This window comes from Streptomyces sp. CLCI03 (assembly GCF_053615355.1).
Window position 1 is genome coordinate 1,039,029 of record NZ_CM132132.1, and the last position, 25,623, is coordinate 1,064,651.

Annotated in this window: 25 protein-coding genes and 1 pseudogene; 14 read left to right on the plus strand and 12 right to left on the minus strand. The window is 70.9% G+C overall.

The annotated features are described in order from the left end of the window. Positions 1–413: 413 nt before the first annotated feature. Positions 414–710, minus strand: a pseudogene (locus tag ACWG52_RS04890) (GAF domain-containing protein); the annotation flags it as partial. Between the two features lie 269 nt (positions 711–979). On the opposite strand from ACWG52_RS04890, the gene ACWG52_RS04895 reads away from it, so the two are divergent. The 5 genes from ACWG52_RS04895 (at position 980) to ACWG52_RS04915 (ending at position 3,232) form a co-directional block, all read left to right on the plus strand. After that, entirely contained in the window at positions 980–1,165 is a 186-nt protein-coding gene (locus ACWG52_RS04895) for a hypothetical protein (RefSeq protein ID WP_389811197.1), read from the plus strand. A 64-nt stretch (positions 1,166–1,229) separates the two neighbouring features. Further along, positions 1,230–1,475, plus strand: coding sequence for a hypothetical protein (locus ACWG52_RS04900; RefSeq protein ID WP_329108299.1), 246 nt, complete (start codon positions 1,230–1,232; stop codon positions 1,473–1,475). Between the two features lie 112 nt (positions 1,476–1,587). After that, the gene (locus ACWG52_RS04905; protein WP_453127920.1) at positions 1,588–2,148 is read left to right on the plus strand and encodes a hypothetical protein; all 561 of its coding nucleotides are present in this window, start codon (positions 1,588–1,590) and stop codon (positions 2,146–2,148) included. A 398-nt stretch (positions 2,149–2,546) separates the two neighbouring features. After that, entirely contained in the window at positions 2,547–2,822 is a 276-nt protein-coding gene (locus ACWG52_RS04910; RefSeq protein WP_390167705.1) for an isoamylase early set domain-containing protein, read from the plus strand. Between the two features lie 53 nt (positions 2,823–2,875). After that, on the plus strand, positions 2,876–3,232 hold the full coding sequence (locus tag ACWG52_RS04915) for a hypothetical protein (RefSeq protein ID WP_389811186.1): 357 nt from the start codon (positions 2,876–2,878) through the stop codon (positions 3,230–3,232). A 266-nt stretch (positions 3,233–3,498) separates the two neighbouring features. Here ACWG52_RS04915 and ACWG52_RS04920 read toward each other — a convergent pair whose 3' ends face one another. Continuing rightward, a complete protein-coding gene (locus tag ACWG52_RS04920) occupies positions 3,499–5,037 on the minus strand; it encodes a pyridoxal phosphate-dependent decarboxylase family protein (protein WP_453127922.1) in 1,539 nt (512 codons plus the stop codon). A gap of 892 nt (positions 5,038–5,929) precedes the next feature. Here ACWG52_RS04920 and ACWG52_RS04925 point away from each other — a divergent pair. Beyond that, the gene (locus ACWG52_RS04925; RefSeq protein ID WP_389811181.1) at positions 5,930–6,235 is read left to right on the plus strand and encodes a hypothetical protein; all 306 of its coding nucleotides are present in this window, start codon (positions 5,930–5,932) and stop codon (positions 6,233–6,235) included. A 27-nt stretch (positions 6,236–6,262) separates the two neighbouring features. Here ACWG52_RS04925 and ACWG52_RS04930 read toward each other — a convergent pair whose 3' ends face one another. Together ACWG52_RS04930 and ACWG52_RS04935 are read right to left on the minus strand one after the other, a co-directional pair. Continuing rightward, the gene (locus tag ACWG52_RS04930; RefSeq protein WP_453127925.1) at positions 6,263–6,895 is read right to left on the minus strand and encodes a hypothetical protein; all 633 of its coding nucleotides are present in this window, start codon (positions 6,893–6,895) and stop codon (positions 6,263–6,265) included. A gap of 1,309 nt (positions 6,896–8,204) precedes the next feature. Continuing rightward, positions 8,205–10,082, minus strand: coding sequence for a PAS domain S-box protein (locus tag ACWG52_RS04935; RefSeq protein WP_389811172.1), 1,878 nt, complete (start codon positions 10,080–10,082; stop codon positions 8,205–8,207). 570 nt (positions 10,083–10,652) lie between these two features. Between ACWG52_RS04935 and ACWG52_RS04940 the strand changes: the two genes are divergently transcribed. Continuing rightward, positions 10,653–10,838 carry a hypothetical protein gene (locus ACWG52_RS04940; protein ID WP_389811169.1) on the plus strand — a complete coding sequence of 62 codons (186 nt, stop codon included), beginning with the start codon at positions 10,653–10,655 and terminating at the stop codon, positions 10,836–10,838. Between the two features lie 870 nt (positions 10,839–11,708). Here ACWG52_RS04940 and ACWG52_RS04945 read toward each other — a convergent pair. After that, positions 11,709–12,674 (minus strand): pirin family protein, encoded by a 966-nt coding sequence (locus ACWG52_RS04945; protein WP_390167699.1) that lies wholly within the window; start codon positions 12,672–12,674, stop codon positions 11,709–11,711. A gap of 105 nt (positions 12,675–12,779) precedes the next feature. Here ACWG52_RS04945 and ACWG52_RS04950 point away from each other — a divergent pair, with 105 nt between their 5' ends. The 7 genes from ACWG52_RS04950 (at position 12,780) to ACWG52_RS04980 (ending at position 17,559) form a co-directional block, all read left to right on the plus strand. Next, the gene (locus ACWG52_RS04950; RefSeq protein WP_389810047.1) at positions 12,780–13,130 is read left to right on the plus strand and encodes a tetratricopeptide repeat protein; all 351 of its coding nucleotides are present in this window, start codon (positions 12,780–12,782) and stop codon (positions 13,128–13,130) included. A gap of 61 nt (positions 13,131–13,191) precedes the next feature. Further along, positions 13,192–14,397 (plus strand): methyltransferase, encoded by a 1,206-nt coding sequence (locus ACWG52_RS04955; RefSeq protein WP_266354564.1) that lies wholly within the window; start codon positions 13,192–13,194, stop codon positions 14,395–14,397. A 28-nt stretch (positions 14,398–14,425) separates the two neighbouring features. Further along, a complete protein-coding gene (locus tag ACWG52_RS04960; protein ID WP_453127929.1) occupies positions 14,426–15,238 on the plus strand; it encodes a MerR family transcriptional regulator in 813 nt (270 codons plus the stop codon). A gap of 107 nt (positions 15,239–15,345) precedes the next feature. Then, the gene (locus tag ACWG52_RS04965; protein ID WP_389810053.1) at positions 15,346–15,978 is read left to right on the plus strand and encodes a DUF6230 family protein; all 633 of its coding nucleotides are present in this window, start codon (positions 15,346–15,348) and stop codon (positions 15,976–15,978) included. Beyond that, on the plus strand, positions 15,969–16,403 hold the full coding sequence (locus ACWG52_RS04970; RefSeq protein ID WP_389810056.1) for a DUF6114 domain-containing protein: 435 nt from the start codon (positions 15,969–15,971) through the stop codon (positions 16,401–16,403). The genes ACWG52_RS04965 and ACWG52_RS04970 overlap by 10 nt, the downstream gene beginning before the upstream one ends. Then, on the plus strand, positions 16,400–17,050 hold the full coding sequence (locus ACWG52_RS04975; RefSeq protein WP_389810059.1) for a hypothetical protein: 651 nt from the start codon (positions 16,400–16,402) through the stop codon (positions 17,048–17,050). The genes ACWG52_RS04970 and ACWG52_RS04975 overlap by 4 nt, the downstream gene beginning before the upstream one ends. 194 nt (positions 17,051–17,244) lie before the next feature. Beyond that, entirely contained in the window at positions 17,245–17,559 is a 315-nt protein-coding gene (locus ACWG52_RS04980; RefSeq protein WP_389810062.1) for a DUF2087 domain-containing protein, read from the plus strand. On the opposite strand, the gene ACWG52_RS04985 is transcribed toward ACWG52_RS04980, so the two are convergent. From ACWG52_RS04985 to ACWG52_RS05015, 7 genes are all read right to left on the minus strand, one after another. Then, positions 17,532–18,296: a metallophosphoesterase gene (locus ACWG52_RS04985; protein WP_389810064.1), complete on the minus strand. Its 765-nt coding sequence runs from the start codon at positions 18,294–18,296 to the stop codon at positions 17,532–17,534. The two genes, ACWG52_RS04980 and ACWG52_RS04985, sit on opposite strands and share 28 nt — an antisense overlap. Before the next feature lie 58 nt (positions 18,297–18,354). Continuing rightward, the gene (locus tag ACWG52_RS04990) at positions 18,355–19,641 is read right to left on the minus strand and encodes an outer membrane protein assembly factor BamB family protein (RefSeq protein ID WP_390167695.1); all 1,287 of its coding nucleotides are present in this window, start codon (positions 19,639–19,641) and stop codon (positions 18,355–18,357) included. A 162-nt stretch (positions 19,642–19,803) separates the two neighbouring features. Continuing rightward, entirely contained in the window at positions 19,804–20,610 is an 807-nt protein-coding gene (locus ACWG52_RS04995) for a hypothetical protein (protein WP_390136601.1), read from the minus strand. A gap of 81 nt (positions 20,611–20,691) precedes the next feature. Beyond that, the gene (locus ACWG52_RS05000; protein ID WP_453127934.1) at positions 20,692–22,434 is read right to left on the minus strand and encodes a hypothetical protein; all 1,743 of its coding nucleotides are present in this window, start codon (positions 22,432–22,434) and stop codon (positions 20,692–20,694) included. 49 nt (positions 22,435–22,483) lie between these two features. Beyond that, on the minus strand, positions 22,484–23,023 hold the full coding sequence (locus ACWG52_RS05005; protein ID WP_390167691.1) for a hypothetical protein: 540 nt from the start codon (positions 23,021–23,023) through the stop codon (positions 22,484–22,486). 242 nt (positions 23,024–23,265) lie between these two features. After that, entirely contained in the window at positions 23,266–24,693 is a 1,428-nt protein-coding gene (locus ACWG52_RS05010; RefSeq protein WP_389810705.1) for a dihydrolipoyl dehydrogenase family protein, read from the minus strand. Between the two features lie 175 nt (positions 24,694–24,868). After that, on the minus strand, positions 24,869–25,456 hold the full coding sequence (locus ACWG52_RS05015; RefSeq protein WP_389810079.1) for a TetR/AcrR family transcriptional regulator: 588 nt from the start codon (positions 25,454–25,456) through the stop codon (positions 24,869–24,871). Positions 25,457–25,623 lie beyond the last annotated feature (167 nt).

The window sequence follows — 25,623 nt, forward strand, 5'->3', positions numbered from 1 at the left end:
CCGGCAGGGGGTGTGACGTCCTGCTCGCGAACGGCATGATGGCAGCCGCCGGCGCGCGGGGAGCGGCCGACCGACTGGGCATCCCCTACGTGTACGCGTGTTACCATCCGCGCGGACTGCCGCCGCAGGACGTCCACTTGCCGACACGGTCGGGCACGCGGCCCCCGCAGAAGGGGACGGACAAGGCGAAGTGGGAGCAGGGGAAGCAGGCGCGCGACCTGTACGGCGCCGCGCTCAACAGCCATCGGGTGGAGAAGGGCCTACCCCCGGTAGACGACTTGTCCGACTACGTCTACACCAACCGGCCGTGGCTGGCGGCGGACGCGACTCTGTGTCCGGCCCCGCCGGACAGGACCGACATCGACGTCGTCCAGACCGGGGCGTGGGTCCTGCCCGACGAACGTCCGCTCCCGGCCTCGCTTCTCGGTGAGGTAGAGGTTGCCGAAGACGTCCTCGCGTACGCGGATGGGGACGCCGAGGAAGGAGTGCATCGGCGGGTGGTGGGGCGGGAACCCGTAGGAGGCGGGGTGCTCGGACAGCTCGGACAGCCGCAGGGGCTCGGGGTGCCGGATCAGCTCGCCGAGGATGCCGTGGCCGGAAGGCAGGTCGCCGATCCGCGCACGGAGGTCGTCGGTGATGCCGACGGGCAGAAACGCCGCCAGCTTGCGGTCGTCGTCGATGACACCGAGGGCGCCGTACTCGGCGTCGACGGAAGACTCCTGAGTACGCCCTACCGAGTGATGTCTGCGGGGTCCCGGTCGATCCCGCTGTCCTGGAACCTTTGCTGCTCCCGGGCGAGAAGCTGGAACAGTCGACGGTCCTTTCCCGGCCCGACGCTCCTCACTGCTTCGTGCAGGTGGACGAGGAGAGCGTCCTCGGTGTGCAGGGGGAGGTCATACCGGCAGATCAGGACCCGAGCGCGCGGAGAGAGTGGCAGATCCCCGATGCGGCAAGGATCGAAGTCGGCGACGACGCCCGTGTGAGCGACATCAATGTGGTCGCGGTAGCCGCGTGCGCCCACCAAGGCAAGGCTGACAAGTTCGTCGTCCAGGTCGAGCGTTTTCACCCCGAGCGCGATGACGCCAGGAAGCGCCGGGCGGCTCTGGCCGACTTCATGACGGTGTACTTCCCGGCCGCCAAGAAGGCGGCGGGCTGCACTTCATGACCGTATGCCCCAGCCTTCTCCGGCAGAGCGGACCACCGAGAATCTTCGACGGAGGACACAGCCTGTGCGGTACGACGACGAACCGGTCTTCAAGCGCAGCAAGTGGGGAACGAACCGCTACTACTACAACCCCGGCAACCCCGTCGGGCTCGCCCTGATCATCATCACGCTGCTCGTCGTCGGCACGATGATGATCCTCATGGCCAACCGGGCCGGACCGTTCAAGCCCGCGCCCGCCCCCGCGCCCTGGAGCCCGCCACAGTACGACTACTCGCCGCCGTCACCTTCGAGCAGCCCACCGGGCCGTTGAACGCCGATGGGGTTCCTGCCCGGCGGGAACCCCATCAAGATGGCGTAGCCATCACATCAGCGCTGTGTCAGGGTCCGGCTCCAGGGCCGCTACCAGCCCTAACGTCGCTCTCATGGGACGACGTTTCACTCAGGCGGCGGCCGGCGCACAGGGCGCCGAGGCGGCACTTCCTGGACCCTGCGCACACGACGTCCAATGGGCCGGTGAGAGGCGCTCGGCGATCGGTGTCGCGTTCCTCCTCTTCACTGCCCTGTTCACCGCGGACGCCGGTTTCGGAAGCCTCGACGTGACGCGCGGAGTCCTCTGGACCGGCCTGGCCGGCCTCATCTTCGTCATCTTGCTGCCGCCCCGGGTCTCCGTACGTCCCGGTCTCTTGAGCGCTCGCGGACTGTTGATGACGAACACGGTCCGTACCGACGCACTGGCCTCGGTCCACTGGTCCGACGGGGTGGCACAGCGGATGATCCTCCGGGACACAGACCTGAGTCAGGTCGAGATCGACCCGACGGTCCTGGTCCGCAACCCGGCGATGTGGCGCCTCCTCGACACAGACACCCGCTCGTCCCTCCGGCACGGCACCCTGGTGCACGGCGCGACTGCTCTGCGACAGCTGGCGCAGCGCATCGACCGGGAGACGGCCCACACGGTCTTCAAAGTCTCCGGCTTGTACTGACCCCCTCCCGACTCACGCTCTCACGCCGGTCACCGATCCCGCTCGGGCGCTGCTGCCAGCAGCGTAAGTACCGCCTCCTGAACCTGCCGTGACAGCCGGGCGATCAGGTGGTTCCGAAGGCGTCCTCGCGTGGCGCTGAGAGCTCGTGTGGTCAGGGGGCGATGTGATGCGACCAGCAGGCACAACCGTTGCCATGCAGAAGCAGGGCGTCACCGCGCTACCGCGGACGCTTGCCCAGGATCGTGCGCCCAGCCACTCACTTCCGAGTCCCGTACGGCCCTGGGGAGATCCGGCCGGGTGACCGGCACACCCGCTCCGGCGCGCATGCTCCGGAGCCGGCCCACGAGTGCGCGAGGATGCAGGGACCCTGCTCCCCGCCCCTTCGAAACTGGATCCTCATGCTAGAACGTAAGCAGCTCAAGGACCGTACCCAAGTCACCTTCGTCCTCCCGGAGAACACCCCGGAGGGGCCCGTGAGCGTGGTCGGGGACTTCAACCACTGGAATCCCGCCGCCCATCCGCTTGAACCGCGTGGCGACGGTACCCGCGCGGCACGCGTCTCCTTGCCGGCGCACAGCCGGCACTCCTTCCGCTACCTTGCCGCCGGTGACTACTGGTTCGACGATGAGCAGGCCGACGGCCACGACGGTGCCAACAGCCGCCTTCACACCTGACCGACACCCCCACCATCAGGTTCGGCAGAGTGACCAGGCTCTAGAGTCGCCCCATGAACGATCAGGGCGAGGGGCTGCTGGCCCGTGTCCGCGAAGTGCTTTCCGAGGCTGGATTCGAGGAGATCGCCACCGGCACTGAAGGCGTACACCTCATCAGGCACGCTCGCGGCGTCATGGTCGGCTGGCTGCCTGAAGAGATCACCCAGACGCTTCGACGGCGCGGACCGCGCCGGAGTCGTCGACCAGCGCCACGCGACCTTCACGGGCTCCGGCACGCTTTCGGCCTGGCCATGGCCGCAGCCCTCCGCGCGGCGGGACTCGTCGTCGAGACCCGAGGTGACGACTGGATCCTTGTTCTGGACCACGCGGCCGACGACGCTCCGCCTCAGACTGCCGGTCCGGCAGCCTGAGCCAGCGGCCAACACGGACGCCCTGGGGCGTGACTCGTGGGCCTGGCACGTTGTCACCGTGCCGTCACCCCCTGCCTCGAACCGGTTGCAGACCCACCTGGTCGAGCGGGGGTGGTTCCCGCCGAAGCTGATGTCCAAGTCTCGGCACCGGAAGGCTTCCGCCGTTGCTTCAAGCTCCAGCAGACATTGCCGAGGTTGTTGGTGGCCATCGGAATTCCAGGCCGGTGGCCACCAGGAGGTTCCTCGAATTGCATGACGCAGGGTGACTAAGTCTGACGTTCGATCGGGGTGCCTGAGGGGTCGGTGGTCTGGAGATGGTCGACGGCGGCCTGGACTTCCTGGAGGAGGGTGTCCACGTCGTCGGTGGTAGTGAGGTAGTTGCAGACGCAGGCGCGCAGGACCGTTTCGCCGTCGTGGCAGACGGTGGCGAGATAGGCGTGGCCGCGGGCCTGGACGCGTGCGGCCACCGCCGTGTGCAGGTCCGCTCGCGCATCCCGACGTCCTGTGTCGGGGCTGTCGGTCAGGCGGAAGCAGACCACAGGCAGTGGGCCGTCGGTACACAGTTCCAGTCCGGGGTGCTCCTGGACGCGTTGGCGCAGGTGCTGGGCGAGGTCCTGGTAGTGCTGGAGGAGGGCGATCACGCCGGAGCGGCCGAGCTGGCGAAGGGTGGCCCAGAGGGTGAGGGCGCGGGTGCCGGGACGGGTGAGCTCGATCGTGTAGTCGGACATCCAGGGCCAGTCCTGGTCGCCGTCGAGGTAAGAGGCGCGGAAGGTGAACGCGTCGCGCAGCCGGGAGGGGTCGGTGACCAGGGCGGCGCCGCAGCCGACTGGGACGGACAGGGTCTTGTGCGGGTCGACGGTGAGTGAGTCGAGGTCGGAGACGCCCCGGTAGAGGGGGGCCAGTTCGGGGACGAGGGCGCCGAGCCCGCCCCACGCGCCGTCGGCGTGGTGCCACAGACCCTGACGGCGGCACACGCCGGTGATCGCCTCGATCGGGTCGACGGCGCCGCTGGCGGTGCTGCCCAGGTTGGACACGACGCAGAACGGCAGCAGTCCGTTCACGCGGTCGGCGTCGATCATCTCCTCCAGGGCCTCGACGTCCATGCGCCGCTCCGCTGTGGTGGGCACCGCGCGCAGCCGCCACGGCGGCAGGCCGATCACGGCGGCGGCCTTCGCGACCGACATGTGGGCCTGGTCGCTGTGGTAGGCGGTCAGGCGCGCGTGGGCCTGGTCGTAGGCGGGGCCGTCGGTGGCGCCGTTCTGGCGCAGGAACCAGGTGCGGGCGGCGCCCAGGCAGAGCAGGTTGGCCATCGAGCCGCCGCTGGTCAGTACTCCGCCGGTGGTCGGTGCCATGCCCGCCAGCGAGGCCAGGTCGCGCACCACTCCGCGTTCGAGGTCCATCAGGGCGTGCTCGCCCATGCCGCAGGTCGCGTTGACCGCGGCGGCCAGCAGTTCCGCGATCACCCCGGCCGGGGACGGCGGTGAGTTGATCCAGGCGAAGAAGGCGGGATGGCCGTTCCCGGTCGGGTACGGGGCGATCGCCTGGTCGACGAACTCCAGCAGGGCGCCGAGGTCCTGGCCCTCCTGCGGCAGCGCCCCGGCTGCCAGGGCCTGCCGGTGCGCCGGCGGGATGGGTCGGGCCACCGGATGCTCGTTGATCTGCCCGAGGTAGTCGGCGACCCAGCCTGCCGCGGCTGCCAGTTCGTCGCGGAACACCTTCGGGTGCACCGCCAGCGGCCCGGTGCCGCCACCGGCCTCCAGCTGGGCCGAGGGCAGGCGGGACGGAGGGTTGGTATTCGGCGGCATCGGACAGTCGCACCTTCGCTCAGGATGTCGGCCGGACGGCCATGATCCACAACGACTGCCGCCCGGGGCGGTAACGGTCCTGGCCCACCCCCGGTCCAACGGCCCGACTCCGGAACTCGCCGGACCGGAGGCCGACGCGGCCCGAACGGTCCCCGGCGCAAGAGCCCCGACGGCGACCGGAACTCATCACACACTGTCACCTGATGACCATCCGCCTGGAGTCGTCGTGGCCACCAGCCCGCACCATGCTGGCCACCAGCCGGGAAGATCCGCTGGCCACTGACAGAGGTGACAGGGGTTGAGGAACATCGGGACCGGGTGGCCTTGGTTCCTCATCCCCCAAGACCTGGAACGTGGTAGGGGTGTGTCAGGAGGCTGAGCGGCGGTACATCATGTGCGGTTCTCCTCCGAAGTAGACCGCGACTGGTGTCTCCGTCATGGTGATATCGGAGACTTTCTGGGCGCCGGCCCATGAGCCGTTGAACTCGGCGCTCCAGAGGGAGGCGTCGCTGCTGCGGAGGAGAAGGGCCATCGCGGCGCCGTTGCCGGCGAGCGCGGGAGCGTGGGAAGCGCGCCGGTTGGGGCTGGGACCATTCGTAGTCGAGCGACGACAGACCGATACAGACTGCGGGGCGTGGGACAGTGGGGGCGCCAAAGCACCCGACCGGCCACAGAAGGGCCTGAAACGCTTGCCTGGGGACGGTCGTGATGACCATTCACCGCTGCCGTGCGTGCCACGGTGTGGGCAGTCCGAGCAGGATCTGCCCGCCGGCTTCCGCAGAATCGATCTGGCCGATCTTGGATTCGGCGGGCGCTGATCTGGAGCATACGCAGAGCGCCGTGGCTGCGGGCGGCGTCCGCGTAGCGGCTGCCACCCTCCCCGAGGGCGTCGATGTCCCACATCCCGACTGCGGCGATCATCCCGAACAGACTCCAGCGGATCGCCCCGCTCTCCTCCGCCCCGGGGCGCCTCATCGTCGCCAGCGCGGCCTGGAGGCTCGGCGCGGCTGCCGTTGGTCGGCGGCGAGCAGGCTGCTGCCGCCGGCAGGAGCAGGTCCGGCACCGTGAGGAGGAGGCGTACGGCACCGTCCCGGCCCAGCATCAGACGAGCCGGCCCGCGCAGCCTCTCGGCATGTGCGCCGAGCAGGCACCCCGCCCCAGCACCGACCAGAACGCCGAGCTGGGGCCTGAAGGGTAGCTGCGGCGTTCAGGGCCGGCGCCGCGGTCAGTTCACGCAGCCTGAAGGAATGAAGCGACTGCCCTGGCAGTTGGTCGGCGTGTTGTCAATGATCCGGGAACGTCGGGTCACCCTCTGGGTGTCGGTCCACACGCCTCCCGGAGCGACGGTGGCAGAGTTTCCGGCGATCCGCGTGTTCGACAGAGTGACGTTCCCACCCTGGTTGTAGACTCCCCCGCCCTGGGCCGCACCGCCGGTCACCGTGTTGTTGCTGACCGAAGTGTCCTCCAACCGGAGCGGACCGTAGTTGTAGATGCCTCCGCCCCCTGGCTGGGTCGAGATGACACCAGCGGTATTGCAGTCGATGGTCGAGCCGGTGATTTGCAGATCGGCGCCGCTGTAGATGCCGCCACCGCCGTCACCCGACGTCGCGGAGTTGTCATCGACATGGCTGTCTCGGACGACGGCGGTGCCTTCGCCGAACTCCAGGCCTCCTCCCTCGAAGCTCGCCACGTTGAACCGGATCGCGGACTTGTTGATCGTGGTCTTGGCTGCGCTGCCGAACTGAACCAGACCGGCCCCGAACGTGGCTTTGTTGGCCGCCAGTTCAGAGTTGTTGATGGTGGCGGTACCGAGTACGGCCACGCCTCCGCCGTTGCGCTCGGAGGAGTTCTGGCTCACCCGGCTGTGTTCCAGTTTCAGACGGCCCCCCCGGCCTGGACCAGAATTCCCCCACCGAGCTCGGGCTGCCCGGTGATGCTCCCGCCCTTGACCGTCAGTTTGCGCACTTCCAGGTTCCCGCCACTGGCCACGTCGAGGATCCGGAACGGGCCGGATGCCGACGGGTCGCGCTGAATCGTGGCGCCGTTGCCCAGGACGGTGATCCGCTTGGTGATGGCCGGCAGTCCGTCCTGGCAGATGGTAGGTGCACTGTGAAGCCAGGCTCAGCCTGCTGTCGTTGCTGCTGTTCGCGGCCTGGATTGCGGAGATCAGGGCGGCTGTGTCGCAAGGTACTTGTACGCTGCCACCTTGCCGGCCGGATGCCGGGTCTGCCGCAGCATGCGCACCGGTCAGGGAAAGGACAAGGGCAGCTCCACCGAGGCAACAAGCGGCTTGCTGGGTGAGGGCGGCTCGTTTGGGCATAGCGGTTTTCCTTCCGGCGTGGGGAGCATCGAAGCGCGGGACGCCGAGTCGCCCAGCTTCCTTGAGAGATGCCGCCCCAGGGTGCGGCCACGCCCGGCCCCGGTTGCCTATCCCCCTCCAGCAGGACGGATGTCCGGCGCGGGCTACTCCACCCAGCCGACGCCATTCCCCCACCGCGCGCTGAGAGCCACGGCGGGATCCCTTCATCCAATCGGGTGCGGCGTTCGGTATGAGGTGCCGGCAGGCGGCTGTCTCAGTCGTCACCGGATCCCTGTTCGGGCCACAGACGGCCGGACCACTGGGGCTCGACGCCCTTCCGTTCCCTTTCCCACGCCCGCCCGCTGCGGGCTTCGACGATCCGCAGGCGTGCGCGGCCCCGAGCGCGATTCGGGCCGAGGCTGCGGTGCCGAGGCAGCATCAGGCAGTAGATGGAGTTCCTCGACCACACCCTGCATGCCATCACGAGCAATCCCATCACCGCCACGCCCCTGGCGCGCATCGAACCCGAGGGATCGGGTCGGCGACTCCACTGGAGTACCGCAGGCCATATGCCACCGCTGCTGATCATCGCCCCTGACCTGCCGGTAGTCGTCACCGGGCTGGAGATCCCCGAAGTCCTCCGCTGTTCGCCACTGTCAGGTTCGACAGCCGGCGAGCCTCGGGGGTCCGGCCAGTTACGTACCGAAGACCACGAGCGGGCCACCCGCGGCTTCGGTACCGGGCCCTGGACGACCGGCGCGGGCTCCACGATGCCTGGAGCCGTGCCCCACATCACCGGCACGCACGCACGCGCTCGCGAACCGGTACCGGCCGTGCTGAGCGCACATCTGGCGGCCGCGACCCCCTGTCAACGACGTGGGGTGGGCAACGGCAGGGCAAACCAGACGGCCTTGCCCTCCGCTGTCGGGAGGGTGCCCCAGGAGCTGGCCATGGAGTCCACGAGGAGCAGGCCTCGGCCCGATTCCGCGTCCGGTGCGGCGAAGCGGGCCTGGGGAAGCACCGGGCTCCCGTCGCAGACCTCGACCCCCAGCTCCCGTCCGGCCTGCCGCAGCCGGAGTCGGAGAGGGCCGCGGCCGTGGCGCACCGCGTTGGAGAGGAGTTCGGAAACCAGCAGACAGGCCGTCTCTCGCAGCTGTTCGTCGTCCTTGCCCCACGCGGTCAGTGTGGAGCGCAGGAACCGGCGGCCTTCACCCACGCTGCTCGGATCCGCGTCCAGGACCACGGTCCGCGAAGTGGCCGGGATCTCCGGGATGCGCACGAGCAGGAGGGTGACGTCGTCCGGGTTGTCGTCGATGTCCGGCAGGAGCTCGCCCAGCAGCCGGTCGGCTGCGGCTTCCAGGGATCCGGTCGTCGCGAGGCTCTTCTCCAGCACAGCGGCAAGCCCGTCGACCTGCCCTTCGATATCGCTTCCCGGGGTCTCCACCAGTCCGTCCGTGTACATCGCCAGCACGGAGCCGGGCGCGACTCGGTGCCGGCTCTCGTGGTGGGGTACCTCGCCGACCCCGAGCGGAACGCTCACGTCCGCCGGGAGCCGGGACACCTCGCCCCCGGGGCCGGCCAGCAGGACGGGCAGGTGTCCGGCCGAACAGACGGTGACCTCGGCCGCGTCGGCGTCGACGACGAGGTAGCAGCAGGTGACGAACTGGTCCGGGAGTTCACTCACCACGGCGTCGAGGGCGCGCATCAGCTGCCAGGGTGGCATCCCGGTCTTGGCCAGGGCGTGGGAGGCGGATCGCAGCTGCCCCATGACAGCGGCGGCATCCAGGCCGCGTCCCATCACATCACCGATCATGACGCCGACGCGACCACCGCCCAGGGGGATCAGGTCGAACCAGTCACCACCCACGCCGGCACCCTGCCGGGCCGGGAAGTAGCGACTGGCCGTCGACATCCCCGGCACGTCGGGCGGTGAACCCATCAGACTGCGCTGGAGGGTGAGGGCGACATGACGCTGCTGCTCGTAGAGCTGGGCGAGCGTCTCCTCGGCGGCCTTGCGTTCGGTGACGTCGCGAATGGCCGCGGAGACCAGGGTACCGTCAGGGGTCTCCAGGGGGCTGAGACTGATCTCGACCGGAAACTCGCCCCCGTCCCGGCGCAGCCCGTGCAGTTCCAGGCCCGCACCCATCGGCCGGACCTGCCGGTCGACGAAATAGCCCTGCCGGAAGTCGGCGTGGCGGCCGCGGAACCGGTGGGGTACGAGCACCTCGACGGCTCGCCCCAGCAGGTCCTCTCGGGCGTAGCCGAAGAGCGCCTCGGTCTGGGCGTTGACCAGCTGGATGGTGCCCCTCTCGTCGACGATCACCATGGCGTCGGGCGCCGACTCCAGCAGGGCCCGGAAGCGCGCATCGGCGGCTCTGCGCTCGCTGACGTCCCGTACGGCCGCGGAGATCAGCAGGCCTTCGGTCGTCTCCAGCGGGCTCAGGCTGATCTCGACGGGGAACTCACGCCCGTCCCGGCGCAGCCCGTAGAGCTCCAGGCCCGCTCCCATCGGGCGCACCTGGCGGCTGGCTGCGTAGCCGATCCGATGGCTGGGGTGCTGGCCGCGGAAGCGCTCGGGCACCAGGACGTCGATGGAGTGTCCCAGGAGTTCCTCGCGGGGGTAGCCGAACAGGGCTTCGGTCTGTGCATTCACCAGACGGATCACCCCGGCGTCGTCCACGATGACCATCGCGTCCGGTGCCGCTTCCAGGAGAGCCCTGAAGGGCTCTTCGGTCGTCGCTGCCATGCTGCGCCTCGCACTCCCCGGATCCGGCAGAAGGGGACATCCGACCACATGGCCGGAAACAGCGCCCTGGATTGACCGGGATTCATCCACAGTTGACCGGCTGTGAGCGTGATGGCTTGCACCGGCGGGCCCTGCCCGAAGCGCATCCCACTACCGTTTTTGCTGCGAAGGGTATGGGGTCCTGTCGACGTCTCCTCCGGGCAGGCGTCAGCCGGCCCCGTACCGCGTCGCGGCGAGCCGGATCTCCTGCACGGCGGGCCCGCTGCTCCACCAGCAGCATCGCGCCGACCCCGGCCTCCCGCCCCTGACGGTGGATGCGCAGCCGCAGACCGTCGGCGAGCACGCGCAGCTCCGACCGAGGGGGCGGGGCACGACGACTTGGGGCTCGGTACTCGAAGCAGTACTCGTGGTGGGACGCCATGGACGCCATGGCCTGCGGGACCCGGTTCGAGGCGGACCTACGTCTACTCCCCGCGGATCTGATGGGGATACTGATCAGCCGCGGACGCGGGCTCCGGCCCGCAGACCGCTCGCTCTCGCTGACCGCGACATCCACACCAAGGAGCCCACGTGCGCACACACCAAATCGGCATGGCACTGACCGCGATCGGCGCGGTCGTCACCGTGGCAGGCTCCGCGATGTTCGTCCTCCCCGGCCCCGGCCTGCCCGTCCTCATGCTCGGCCTGCCGCTCCTCGTCGCAGGCATCGCCACCACCGCCCTCGGCCGCAAGCAGGCACGGATGCCGCGCGACTGAGCACGGCAACGGGATTACGACTGGCCTGCCGCCCCGGCCGCGGATCCCCCCGTTGGCCCTGTACCCACGGCGCGGGGCAGCGGTCCGGCGAATACTCGGAGGGCGAAGCCGCAGTTCACTGACCGGACTCGGTGCGTGGTGGAACGCGAGGCCACGGCCGGACAGCAGGGAGCGGAAAAGCGAACTGTCTACCCACGACGGGACGGCCCTGGACTGCTAACTGCGGGACGCCTTGCACACGGTGAGTAGTAGTCGATGTCGGTGAACTCGCCCCGGAGCGGGGAGGCGCCGCGGGGAGAGGACCCCGAGCGGACAAAGGCCGGTCAGCGTCACCATGTTGGCGAGCTTGCCGTGCATAGTGATGCGGTCCTTGGAGATGACGACGGCACGGATGTCGGGGCGCCCGACCTGGTACTACATGGCAGGCCTGGAGCAGCCAGTCACCTCGGATCCGTAGGCCTCCGGCGCACGCACGACGTTCCGTCACAGCCTGGCGGAGGGGGCTGGGACAGGCAAGGGCGTTGTCACTTGCGCACAAGTTCCGCCACTCACGCTTCATCCACGGATCGAACGCCCTGGCCGGGTCCGAGGGAACGATCGTAGGAGCCGACGGCGCAGCGGCGACGCACACTGCCCTTCGCAGGCAACCGGACTCGGCCAGCCGGCGGCCAGATCTAACTACTCGTCAGTAAAGTCAGCAAAAGGTCAGCATTCGTTCGACCAAACTTGGTGACAGCCTGCAACACATGAGACTCGACCGTCGGCGTCGAAGGCTCTCGCACCAAGTCCGGCGGCCTCCCCTGCGAAGCCAAAAGCGGAGGGCCGGGAGCAAGCACCGCACCCGACCCTCGCCCGACACAGACCAGCAGGTCAGCGCACTCTTCCCCTGGCTTTCAGGTGCGTCGGCGGGAGTTCGGGAGCCGGAATCGGAGGGCCGTCGTAGCCCTTGACCTCGCCGAAACGGGACCCGTTCATCCAGTCTTCGCGGGCCTGCGCGATATCATCGTGTGACCGTCCGATCCAGTTCCAGAACATCACGATCTCCTCCTCGAACGGCTCGCCGCCCAGGAGCATCAGGCTCGCGTCCGAGGTCGCCCGCAGGGGGAGTTCCGTGCGGCCGCAGCCGAGGTAGAGCATCGAGCCCGGGAGGACCGGGACGTCGTCCACGTGGGCCTCGCCCGACATCGACAGGACCGCGTACTCGAAGTCCGGGTCCAGCGGGAGGCGGGTTTCCGTGCCCGCCGCCAGGGTCAGGTCCGCGCCCACGATCGGGCTGTACGCCGTGCCCGGCGAGGTCGCCGTGTCCAGGGTGCCCAGGATGACCGTCGCCGTCAGCCCCGGGGCCGTGACCGTCGGCAGGTCCGCGTGGTGCTGGAAGTGCGGTTCCACGTCGCGGTGGGCGTCCGGCAGGGCCACCCACAGCTGGGCGCCGTGCAGGAAGCGGGCGTGCGGGCGGGGGCTCTCCTCCGAGTGGCTGATGCCACGGCCGGAGGTCATCAGGCCCAGTTCCCGGGGGCGGATCGTCTCCAGGCTGCCGACGCTGTCGCGGTGCAGCACCTCTCCCTCGTGCAGCCAGCTCACCGTCTGGAGCCCGGAGTGCGGGTGCGGCGCGACCTGCATGCCGGGCTCGTCGGCGATGTCGTCCGGGCCGTAGTGGTCCACGAAGCACCAGGCGCCCACCATGCGGCGGCCCAGGTTCGGCAGGAGTCGGCGGACCTCGGTGGACTCCCCGAGCTTGACCGTGCGCGGGCTGAGGAGCTCGCGCACCGGTTCGGCCACGACGAAGCCGCGGCCGCCGCAGGCGGAAAGAGCGGGCTGGCGATCGAGATTGCTCATGTGGACAACCTAGCCCCGGGGAGGTGGCGGTGGAGAGCGGAATGTTCCACGACCACGGCGTGTTGGAGGCAGCGGACAGACCACCTGAACGGCGGAAGGGACGCGATGAACGCGCCGACGACGTACTTCGAGCACGGGACGGCAGCCGAGCGCTGGGCGCGCGCCCAGCTCTTCTTCGACGCGAAGGAGTACGCGACGGCCGCCCGCATCCTGGAGACACTGGCGGCCGAGGCCCCCGAGCAACTGGCGCCCCGGCTGCTGCTGGCCCGCGCCTATTACCACTCCGCCCAACTCTCCCGCGCCGAGCGCGAGCTGCGCGCCCTCCTGGAGCGCTGGCCGGTCGAGGACTACGCACAGCTGATGCTCGGTCGCACCCTGGAGCGGCTGGGACGGGCCGCCGAGGCCCGTCCGTACCTGCGGATGGCGGCCGCCATGGCCGGCGAGTTCCCCGAGTAGCGCGCCACCCGGCCCCGCGCATGCGGGGTCGGGCCTCCGGCTCGGATAGCCTGGGGCCCATATGAACCGCCTCACCACACCCTTCGGCTCCTACGAGCTCACCCGCTTCCCCGAGGACCCGCGCGACCGGCTCCGTGCCTGGGACGCCGCGGACGAGTACCTGCTGCGCCACCTCGACTCCGGCACCGGTGAGCGGGGACCGGTGGACCTGGCCGCCGCCGCCGGCCGGATCACCGTGCTCGGGGACCGCTGGGGGACGCTGACGACGGCGCTCGCCGCGCACCGCCCGACGCAGATCACCGACTCCGCCCTCACCCGCGCCGCCACCGCCGCGAACCTGGACCGGGCCGGCATCGGAACGGCCAAGTCGACGGTGACGCTGCTCACCACCCAGGACCCGCCGCCCGAGCGGATCGACGTCCTGCTGGTGCGCGTGCCCAAGAGCCTGGCGCTGCTGGAGGACCAGCTGTACCGGCTGGCGCCGCACGTCCACGCGGGCACCGTCGTCGTCGGCACCGGCATGGTCAAGGAGATCCATACCTCCACGCTGCGCCTCTTCGAGAAGATCCTCGGCCCGACGAAGACCTCGCTCGCGGAGAAGAAGGCGCGGCTGATCTTCTGCACGCCGGGCACCCCCGGCGCGACCCGCCCCACCTCCGCCGGACCGTGGCCGCTGACGTACACGGTGGACGAGGACGCCGGATCCGCCTCCGGCCTGTCCGTCGTCAACCACGCCGGGATCTTCTGCGCCGACCGGCTCGACGTCGGCACCCGCTTCTTCCTGCAGAACCTGCCGACCAACACCGACGGTGCCCGGGTCGTGGACCTGGGCTGCGGCAACGGCGTCGTCGGCACGGCCGTCCAGGCTCACGACCCCGACGCGGAGGTCGTGTTCACCGACGAGTCCTACCAGGCGGTCGCCTCGGCGCGGGAGACCTACCGGGCGAACATCCGCGAGGGTCGGCGCACCGCCGAGTTCCACGTCGGCGACGGCGTCGCGATGCTCTCCCCCGGCTCCGTCGATCTGGTGCTGAGCAACCCGCCCTTCCACTCGCACCAGGCCACGACGGACGCGACGGCGCTGCGGATGTTCGCGCAGTCGCGCAAGGTGCTGCGCCCGGGCGGCGAACTGTGGATCGTCGCCAACCGGCACATGGGCTACCACACCCACCTGCGCCGGCTCTTCGGCAACAGCGAAGTCGTCGCGAGCGAGCCGAAGTTCGTGGTCCTGCGCGCGGTCAAGCAGGATCGCCCGCGAGCCATGTGACCTGCCGGTACGTCCTACACTCTGGCGCGTGAGCAGCCAGGTGGAGAACGGGAACGGCGGCGCGAACGGCGACACGGGCGGCGGTGACACGGGCGGCGGTGGCGGGCGCTACCGCCGCGAGGACGTGGCCCGGGCGGCCGGCGTCAAGGTGCGCAACCTGCGCTACTACCAGGAGCGCGGGCTGCTGCCGCCGCCGCGCCGGGAGGGCCGCATCGCCTGGTACTCCGACGATCACCTGACCCGGCTGCGCCTGATCAGCGACCTGCTGGGCCGCGGCTACACGGTCAACGGCATCGCCGAACTGCTGCAGGCGTGGGAGGAAGGCGGCGGCCTGTCCCAACTGCTGGGCCTGGAACGGGAGATGACCCGTGACTGGGTCCAGGAGGAGCCGGTGACGCTGTCCCGGCGCGAGTTGCGGGAGCTGTTCGGACCGACCGCGACCGCCGAGGACACCCGGCGGGCGGCCGAGCTCGGCTACGTGACGATCGACGGGGACCTGGTCACCTACCCGAACCGCCGGCTGCTGGAGGCCACGCTGACGCTGGTGCGCCAAGGCGTGCCGCTCGCGGAGATCCTGGATGCCGGGGAGTTCGTACACGCGCAGGCCGCGGCGGTCGCGGACCGGTTCGTGGGGCTCTTCCGGCGCCATGTGATCGACGCGGCGGGCCCGGAAGGTCAGGAGGGCCTGGAACGGCTTTCGGCCACGCAACTTCAACACATCACGGCGGCGGTGGCCGCCCTGCGGCCGGTGGCCGGCGAGGTGGTGACCTCGGAGTTCGCGCGGGCGATGGCCCGGCGGGTGGATGCGGAGGTCGCCGAACTCCTGCGTACGGAGCAGTAGGAGTCGGCTCAAAGGGTGCACTCGCACAACCTTGCCAACCCCCATTGGCACTCTTACATTCAACTCGTCGGTAACAACGGTGCACAGCCGAAATAAGGGACGTTCTCATGACCGGTTCTCCCCATTTATCCGACCCGTCCGACGATGCTTCCGGCCGCGTCCGCTGGCGCCGGTTCGCCGTCCTGACCGTCCCCGCCGTCGCCGTGACCGCCGGCCTCGGCATCGCCCTCGCGCAGGGCGTGCTCGCCGCCTCGTTCGCCGTGTCGGGACAGCAGTTCAAGGTGTCGGCGAGCAGTCTGGAGGGCGAGGGCTTCGCCCAGTACGGAAGCGTGGACGTCAACGCCCGCCAGGAGCTGATCCCGGTGGCCGTCACCGCCATCCGGGAGGCCAAGCTCCACAGCCTCTGCCAGTCCGTGGTCACCTCGCTCCCGGTGATCGGCGACATCTCGCTCAACCTCACCGCCGGGAAGAAGTCCCCGGTCGAGGCGACCAACCTCTTCGTCGACGCCACCCAGCTCTCGGGCGACGCCGTCTTCAGCAACATCGAGATCGGGCGCGACGCGTCCACGCTCGACAAGGGTCCGGCCGAGGCCCAGGGGATGCAGGACCTCTTCGCCCAACAGGCCGACACGGTCAGCATCACCGGCCTCCAGCAGACGGCGTGGGCGACGAACGCCGGCACCTTCAAGCTCTCCGGGCTCAGCATGAACGTCAGCAAGGGCAAGAAGGAATGCTTCTGAGCCTACGGCGGCGCTGGCAGCGGTGGCGGCGCAGCAGACCTTTCTGGGGCGGGCTGTTCGCGATCCTGGCCGGGTCATGGATCTGTGTCCTGCCGCTGGCACCGTTGAAGATCATGCTCCAGCAGGGGGTGGCGGGTATCCCGTCCGTCCTGATGGGCATCGTGATGATCGTGCTCGGGCTCACCGCCTGGTTCGCTCCCCCACAGCGTTCCCTCGCGGGTGTCCTCACCACCCTGATCGCCACCGCCGCTCTGGTCCTGTCGAACCTCGGCGGGTTCCTGATCGGCACGCTCCTCGGCATCCTCGGCGGCGGCCTGATGTTCGCCTGGCAGCCGTTCGCCCGCGGTGCCGGGAAGGCGGAGTCCGCCGTGGCCGCACCCCCTCCCCCCACCCCGCACCACGATCCGCAAGGAGCACAGCCATGAGCCGTACGCGCACCGCGCTCGCCCTCGGGACGGCCGTCGCCGGAGCCATCACGCTCGCCTCGGTCACCGCCTCCGCCGCCCCCTTACCCCTGGCCGGGTCGACCACCGTCACCCCGGCCGGGCACGCGTTCCAGGCCACCCTCAGCGGGAAGGCCACCTTCAAGGCCGGTTCGGTGACCATCACCTGTACGGCCTCCGTCGCCACCGGCAGCGTGCCGGGTGCCCCGGGCAACAGCAACCCGGCCGGGCCGGTGTCCTCGCCGATCTCGGCGCCGACGTACAGCTCCTGCACGTCCAGCATGTGGGGGGTGACGCCCACCGTCACCACCAGCGGTGCCTGGACCGTGTCGATGCAGAACGGCTCCCCGATCACCGCCACCATGGGCCTGCCGGTCGGCGGTCTGGTGGTCCAGACGAGCGGGCTCGCCTCCTGTACGGTCACCGCCGCCCCCACCGCTCCGGCGAACGCCGGCGGTACCTGGGCGAACGGCTCTCCGTCGACCCTGACCTTCACGAACGTCTCCGTACCGGTCACCGTCACCGGCGGGTTCGGCTGCCCGACGAGCGCGACCACGTCGATCTTCAACGCGGTCTACAAGGTGACCGACACCACCGACCCGGCGCAGCAGATCACCGTCGGTCCCTGACCCTCCCGATCGACCCGCGGCCCGATCGACCCCCGGCCCGATACCCCCGGCCCGTCCGTTCCCGGAGCGTTCCGGGAACGGACGGGCCGTCGCGCTCCTCCCGCAGCCGTCACTTCTCGTCGCGGGTCACGCCGTTCGCCCCGGTGCGGAAAATGCGTTGCCCTCACACGCGAGGGCGGGCGAAGCTCGCCGACATGTCTCACAACCCCGAGCATCGACCGTCATCGTCCGACGCCCCGCGTCCGCCCCACCGGGACGTCTCCGACCTCTTCTCCGGCGGCCGGCTCACCGTGATCCCGCGCAAGGTCGCCCGGCGCGAGCAGTTGCTCGCCCACCTCACGGAAACCCTCTTCGCGGCGGACCGGGAGTACACCGAGCCCGAGGTGAACGACGCCCTGCGCACCGTCCACGAGGACTGCGCGGCGTTGCGCCGGTATCTGATCACCTCGGGCCGGCTCGTGCGGACCCGTGACGGACGTGCCTATCGGCGGGCGGCGACCACCCTGTAGTGGGTCGTCAGTCGGCCGTCGTCACCGATCACGTGGAAGGCGACGGCCGGCGGCTCGTCGAGGTGCACGTGCTCGTCGGACCCGGTCCGCGGCTCCCACGGCAGCCGGAGCGTGGAGACGACCCCGGGCGCGACCAGCACGGGCCGGCCGGCGAAGGTGGTGGCCGCGGCGGTGTGCGCGTGCCCGCACAGGAATGCGGTCAGGTGTGGGTGGCGCTCGGCGAGGGCGGCGAGCCGCTCCTCCCCGAACTGGCGGATCTCGTCCACGTACGGGGTGTGCAGCGGCACCGGCGGGTGATGGAACGCGACCAGGACCGGGATCTCCCGCGGGGTGTCGGTCAGTACGCCGTCCAGCCAGGCCAGGGTGGATTCCTCCAGGAATCCGTGGTGCTCGCCGGGCACGGACGAGTCGCAGACCGCGAGTACGAAGCCCTCGCCGCGCAGCACCTGGTCGACGGGCTCGGTGGAGGGGGACGCCTCCCCCAGCAGGCCGCGGCGGAAGGCGGCCCGCTCGTCGTGGTTGCCGGGGCAGACGATCAGCGGGTGGCGCGAGCGCAGCAGCTTCGCGGCCTCCTCGTACTCGGAGTCCGCCGCGTGGTCGGCTATGTCCCCGCTCACGAGCACGGCGTCCACGTCGTACGGAAGGCCGTCGAGATACTCCATGACGGCGCGGGTGCGCTCGGCCGCGCGCCGGTCACCGTCGAGATGGACGTCGCTGAGATGGGCGATCACGATCACGTGCGGGGTCTCCTTCGTCTCCGGTCAAGAGAGGGGGGTGGACACCCCATTCAACAGGTCACGCGCGTGCGTACGCGGTGAAGGCGGGCACGGATGACGCCCCCGGGCGGGCGACGATGAGCAGGTCCTCGTATGCGAAGACCTCGCCCGCCGGAGCCACGGCGTCGTGGAAGCTGCGGGAGTCCCGCTCCTTGCCGGTGGCGGCGTCAAGGACGTAGAGGTCCTCGTCCGGTACCGCCGATGTGGCGCTGCCCTTGACGATCACCGTGACCTTGCCGTCCTGGAGGTGCAGGGCGACGCCCGGCAGGTCGTCGAGATCGGTCCTCCAGACCTGTCGACCGGTGGTCAGGTCGAAGGCGACCGCACGGTGGCGGGTGCCGCCTTTGACGTAGTAGCCGGCCAACGCGTAGAGCCGGGTGTCGTCCACCACTGCCACGCGTAGACGGTCGTTGAGGTGGCCGTGGTCGCCGGAGAAGTCGATGCGCGGACGGGGGACGCCGTCCTTGTCGAAGGAGTAGTAGGCCCCGGACGCCTTGTCCCCGGCGCCCGAGGCCGAGACGACCAGCGGATCGGCCGACACGATGGAGGACAGCTCGTCCCATCGGACCGGCTCGCGGTCGCCGAGCGGGGTGGACCACAGAAGGGCGCCGGTGGTCGGCGCGAAGGCGGCCGCGTGCAGTTCGGCCCCCTCGGGCACCTCGCCGTCGGTCCGGGGCTTGTCCGGGGCGCCGCAGGCGAGGAGGACGGCGACGTGACGCTCGGCCGGCGCGGCCTTGCCCGGGACACAGTTCCCGGGGACGGCCGCGGTCCAGCGGGACTCACCGGTGCGTACGTCGACGGCCCGCAGCCCCTGGTCCGCGACGAGGGCGAGACCGCCTCCCGCGGCGATGAGACTGCGCTCGAAGCGACGACCGGACTCGGCGGCGGTATCGGTGGGGATCGGGGTACGCCAGATCTCGCGGCCGTTCTCCATGTCGACCGCGGTGACGACGGTGCAGGTCTCGCGCCGGGACGAGGCAGGGCGGTTCTCGTCGTCCCGTACGACGAGCAGGACGGACCGGTCGACGTCTGCCTCCGCGGCGCAGATCCGGGAGCGGCCGGGCGGACGGTGGTCCCAGACCTGTTCGCCGGTTCGGGCGTCGTAGGCGGTTGCCGCGTCGAAGCGGCTGCGCACCAGGAGGTCGCCGACCAGCCAGGCACCGTTGCCCTGCTCCGACTTGTTGCCGTCGGGCGGGGTCTGCCACGCGATGTCCATGGAGTCGCCGGGGAAGCGGCCCGTGGAGGCGAGGCATCCGGCCGTGGTGGCGCCGATCAGGGCGAGGACCGCACCACCCGCGATCAGCACGCGGCCGATCCCTCTTCTCCGTGAAGGTGCGTCGGCGTTCGTTGTCCCGGCCATGTTCGATCCCCCCCGATACGACGCCGTCGGACAGGCGTCCGGCCTCCCCGGGCCTCGATGATCATAGGCAGGGGCCGGGGCGATCGGTGAGCCGCCGCGGGTCACGCGTCAGAACGGCGGGTCTTCGCTGTAGCCCCCGCCGGTCCAGGCGGCTTCCCACGACGCCCGTGCGGCTCTGAGACGGGCGTGGTGCTCGCGGACCGCGATGTCGGACGCGTTCTCCAGGCCGCTGATGTCGTGCCCCCAGGTCCTCAACCCGTCGAAGGCGCGGTCCCGGTGGCGCCGGTCGGTGCTGGTGGCCAGCAGGCGCCGGGCGTGATCGGCCAGGTCGGCCCGGTGCTCGATGAGGAGGGGGTGCTCGATGAGGGGAATGGCCGCGACCAGCGCCGCGTGGCGTACGTCGGCGCGGTCGTGGCCGAGAAGGGTACGAACGGCGGAGAAGAGGGCCGGCCGTGCGTCCCGAAACGCACGCATCTCCGGGCATTCATCGAGGAATTCCTCGACGTGATCGCCTCCGCCCAGGGCGACGCACTCGTCGTCGGCGTCATAGGCGGTGTCACCGAGCCAGTCGAGCAGCCGGACGAGGATCGGGCCCGGCCGGGGTGTCTCGCCGTCGCGACCGGGACGGTCCGTCGCGACGGCCGGATGGTCGAGGATCGCCGCGACGTAGAGCGCCACCGGAACGGTCGCCTCGTAGATGCTGTTCTGGTGGGTCACCGCCCACGGCGCATCCCGGAGTGCGGACTCCCTGACCGCCGGGTCCGGGTCGGTGAGACGTACGAGCGCCGCGGGCAGGGATTCACCGGTCCCGGACGGGGTGCCCAGCGACGCCCAGTCCGTGGTCTCCAGCAACACGTCCGGGGAAGGGAGATCGGCGGGGTGGGGGCTCTCGGTCCGGCGGCGGCTGTGGCTCACATGCGGAGGCTACGGGGCCGTCGGGCCACCGTCACGGCCGGGTGTCGTCTCCGGCGGACCGCGTAGGCCGGGCGCCGGCTCTCAGCCGGTGCCGCGCGGCCGGGTGCGGCGCAGCAGGACCCAGCCGGCCGCGGTGAGGACGACGGCGCTCCCGGCGAGGGTGGCCACCGTGGCTCCGGTGGAGGCGAGCGCACCGCCGCCGGGCGTGGTGTGGTCGCCGCCGCCGACCGTGGTGCCGGTCGAACCGCCACCGACGCTGCCGGGGGTACCCGAAGTCCCGCCGGAGCCGGCGCCGGAACCGCCATCGGCACCGCCCGTCGTACTCCCGGTGGAGCCGGTGGAGCCGCTGGAGCCGGAGCCCGTACCGTCGGTGCTTCCGGTCCCCCCGGTCGCGGAGGGGCCGCCGCCGCTGCCACCCGTGGTCGGGTCCGGAACGGTGACGGTGAGGGTGGCCGGGGCGGTTCGGCCCACACCGGCGTCGTTGCCGAACTCCGCCCTGTGGCGGCGGCCGTTGTCGGAGAGCGCCGCCGTGAAGGTGTAGGTCGGCGAGGTGGCGCCCGCCACGGCCTGCCAGGTCCGGCCCGCGTCCGTACTGACCTGCCAGACGACGGTGGGTCGGGGAACCCCCTCGGCCTCCGCCGTCAGCGAGACCTCGGTCCCGGCCGTGACCGAGCGGTCCGCCGGGCTCCGGGTGACCCTGGGGGAGGTGGCCCGCTCCAGCCGGGTGATCCGGCCGGCCACCGGGTCCGATACGAAGACGCTCGCGCCACCGGGCTCGACGGCGACGGCCGCGCCGCCCAACTGCACGTGGAGGCCCGGGAGTACGACCGGCTTCACGACCTCCTGGAGGTCACGGGTGCGGTGGACGGTGAGCGTACCGTCGTTGTCGCTGCCCGGCTGCGAGCCGTCCCCCGCGTCCTGCCACACGACGAACGCCTGGTGCGTGGTGGCGTCGAAGACGGCCGCGCGGGGCATGTCGCCGCCCGAGCCCCGGACGGTGCCCAGCCGCTTGCCCGTCGCGTCGTGCACGACGACGGAGGAGTCCAGCCCGACCCATACCGCGCCGGTCTCGGGATCCACCTCCGTGAACCCGCCGAACCCCTCCCCGGCCGGGAGTTCCACGCTCGCGGTGACCTGGAAGGAAGCCGCGTCGATCCGGTACATCCGCCGGTGGGCGAGGTCCGTGAACCACACCGTGCCGCGCGCCGCGTCGACCGCGAACCCGTCGCCGCCCTCCAGCGTGACGGAGCGCTTCACGGCCGCCGTGGCGATGTCGACCTCCGACAGCACGGGCCCTTGCGCGACCAGCACCGTCGAGGGGGTGAGCCCGGCGGTGGCGTGGGTGACGGCCGCACCCGGCACCCACGCGCCCGCCGCGGCGGCGTCGCCGTCCTTGGCGGTACCGATGCCGCGCAGCGGATAGAGGAAGACCGCCCCGTCCCCGGGCAGCGGCGCGAGGAGCTGCCGCACCGATCGCCGGCCGAGCGTGCCGGTGGGCCCGGGTGCCTGGCCGACGGTGCTGCGCACCTTGCCGTCCGCGGGGTCCAGGACGTGCAGCCCGCTCTCGTTGACGTCGGCGGTGTCGGGCAGATCGTCCGAACCGACGTACAGCTTCTTCGAGTCCGGGTGCAGCAGCAGGTCACGGGGTTTGCCCGCCGTGGTGAACTGCGCCACCGACCGGTACACGGTGCTCTGCGGTACGTCGGCCCCCTCGCCCCCGGCTGCCGATACGGGGCTTCCGGTGGCGGCCGAGGCCAGTACGAGCGCCAGCGCGGCGGACGCGGCGCCGGCGCGACCGGGGATGAGGGGGTGTCGGGGTGTCATGGCTTCCTCGTCGACGGGGCGGTCGGGTGCAAGGGCGTGCAGTGACGCTCTAGTTGAAGGTCACCGGGACGTGGACGTCGTACTTGCGGTTCGAGGAGTTGAAGTGGTCCGCGCGCGTGACGACGGCGCATTCGACGGTCTCGCCGCAGATCTGGCCGCCGCCGAGGTCGGCCTTCACGTGGATGGTCACGCTGAAGGTGCCGCCCGTACCGAACTTGGAGGTGTTGGCCAGGGTCCCGCCGAAGGTGTTGTTGACCCAGTGGGAGGCGCCGGTGGTGCCGGACTGGTCCGAACCGCCCAGACACGGGGTGGGCTTGCTCACGCCGGGTGCGCCGCTGACGGCGCACAGGCTCACGTAGATGCCCTTGGCGGTGTTGTAACCGCTGCCCGTGACCGTGACGTTCTGACCGGTCGCGGTGGCGGAGGAGGGTGCGGTGAGGCTCAGGTCGAAGGTGGTCGCGCCGTCGGTGACCGTACGCGTCGAGGTGGCGGCCGAGGCGGAGCCGGCCGCGCCGACGGCGAGTGCGACGGCGGCGGAGGCGGCGACGGCCGCGCGGGCGGCGGAACGGGGCAGGGAGGCAGCACGCATCACTGGGGCACCTTTCAGGCACGGAAAGTCACAAGAATTGAGGTAAGGCTAACCTAATTTCGATCAAGGTTGCACGCCTACTTCGCGCCATCGTCACGACCGTGCCGGCTGCTCAATTCCGTTGCGGGCAAGGCCGATCCGGAGACGGGAACGGCCCACCGGAGGACGCGGGGCAACAGAACGGCCCGGCTGCGCCGTGTGGCGCGGCCGGGCCGTGTCCCAAGCCCCTCGGGGGCTCGCGCTCACCCCCGGTAGGTCTCCAGCAGCCGCAGCCAGACCTCGCTGATGGTCGGGAACGACGGCACCGCATGCCACAGGCGCTGGATCGGTACCTCGCCGACGACCGCGACGGTGGCCGCGTGGATCAGCTCCGCGGCGCCGGGACCGACGAAGGTCACCCCGAGCAGGACCTCGCGGTCGAGGTCGACGACCATGCGGGCCCGGCCCTTGTAGCCGTCGGCGTACAGACCGGCGCCGGACACCTTGGACATGTCGTAGTCGACCGCCCGCACCCGGTGCCCGGCCCGTTCCGCCTCGGCCAGGGTCAGGCCCACGGCGGCGGCCTCGGGATCGGTGAAGACCGCCTGCGGGACGGCGCGGATGTCGGCGGTCGGCGTGTGCGCGCCCCAGGGCGCGGTGTCCAGCGGAGTTCCGGCCGCGCGGGCCGCGATCACGGCGCCCACGATCCGGGCCTGGTACTTGCCCTGGTGGGTCAGGAGCACGCGGTGATTGACGTCCCCGACGGCGTACAGCCAGTCGTGCCCCGGCACCCGGCAGGTGTCGTCCACGTCGATCCAGCGACCGGCGGGCAGCCCGACGGTGTCCAGCCCGATGTCCTCGGTCCGCGGCGCGCGACCCGTCGCCATCAGCAACTCGTCGCCCTCCAGCGTCTCGCCGCCTTCCAGGACCACGCTGACGGGACCGGTCGAGCCGTCCCGGACCACCGCCTCCACCGACGCCCCGATGCGGACGTCGGCCCCGGCCTCGCGCAGCGCCTCGGCGACCAGTTCTCCGGCGAAGGGTTCCATCCGCGGCAGCAGCCCGGGGCCGCGCGCCAGGACGGTGACCTGCGAGCCGAGGGCCTGCCAGGCGGTGGCCATCTCGACGGCCACCACCGAGCCGCCCACGATCAGCAGTCGGCCGGGGGCCTCCTGCGCGGACGTCGCCTCACGGCTGGTCCAGGGGCGGGCCCCGGCGATCCCGGGGAGGTCCGGGATCACGGCCCGGGTACCGGTCGCGACGACCACCGCGTGTCGGGCCGACAGGATGTGGTGCTCGCCCTCGGGGCTGGTGACGGCGACCTTGCGGACCCCGTAGAGCCGGCCGTGGCCCCGGTACACGTGGGCTCCGGTCGAGTCGATCCAGTCGATCTGCCCCTGGTCCTTCCAGTCACCCGTCCAGTAGTTGCGGTGCGCGAGCACCGCCGCCGCGTCCAGAGGCCCCTGGACGGCGCCGGCCAGGCCCGGCACCCGGCGGGCGTCGGCCCGGGCCAGCGCCGGGCGCAGCAGCGCCTTGCTCGGGACGCAGGCCCAGTACGAGCACTCGCCGCCCACCAGTTCGCTCTCGACGAGCGCCGTGCTCAGCCCGGCGGCGCGGGTCCGGTCGACGATGTTCTCACCGGCCGGTCCCCCACCGAGGACCACCACGTCGTACTCCACCGCTTCCGACACAGACACCTTCCAAGGGTTCCAGAGGGTCCACCAGGACCCATGGGAATCCCGGTCAGGGGCTAATGTCCCGTCACTCTACGTGCGGTCCGCGCGACATGCGCGAGATGACGGGCGACGTCGGCGTGGTGACGTCCGGCGGCAGCGGGCCCACCGACGCCGGACGGGGCGAGCCGGGTCAGGCGCCGACCGACCGCCAGATGTGGTCGGGCAGTTCACGGGCCGCTTCGTCGAGGTCGACGTCTCCCACGGTCAGCCAGCGCCGGACGACGGCGACCACCGGGCCCAGGGCGAGGGACTCGATCAAGGGGGCCGAGAGGGGGACGAGTTCGCCCGATTCCTGGTGCGCGTGGATCCAGTGGGCGATCGGCGTCAGCCGGGCCTCCTGGGAATGGCGGATCTCGCGCGCGTTCGCCATGCCCAGACGGTCCGAGGTGACGGAATGGATGAGGCGGGCCGCGTCGGGGCGGTCCCGTACGAAGTCCAGGTAGGCGAGCACGACGGCCCGGATGCCGGAGCGGGCGTCGGCCGCCTGCATCAGCGCCGGTGCGAGTTCCCTCAGGAGCTGGTCCAGGGAGCGCAGCGCGAGTGCGGCGACCACGCCGTCGAGGCTGCCGAAGTGGTGGTAGATGCTGCCGGAACTGACTCCGCTGGCGCCGGTGATGGTGCCGAGGGTGAGGCCGGCCTCACCGGACGAGGCGTAGAGGCGGAGCGCCGCGTCCAGGACCTGTTCGACAGTGGCTTCGCCGCGTTGTTGCTTCGGCATCGGGCAGGCGTCCTCGGTCTCCTCGCGGCGGCGGATCTCCTCGATCCTCGTCGGGCTCAGCCTAAAGCACCATCATTACTGGATTTTTTTCTAGAAAGACTTTTCATTCCAGGAGTGGGCGGTCCACACTGGGCCGCCCTGGGCCCGGGCAGGAGCGAGCGCTGTCG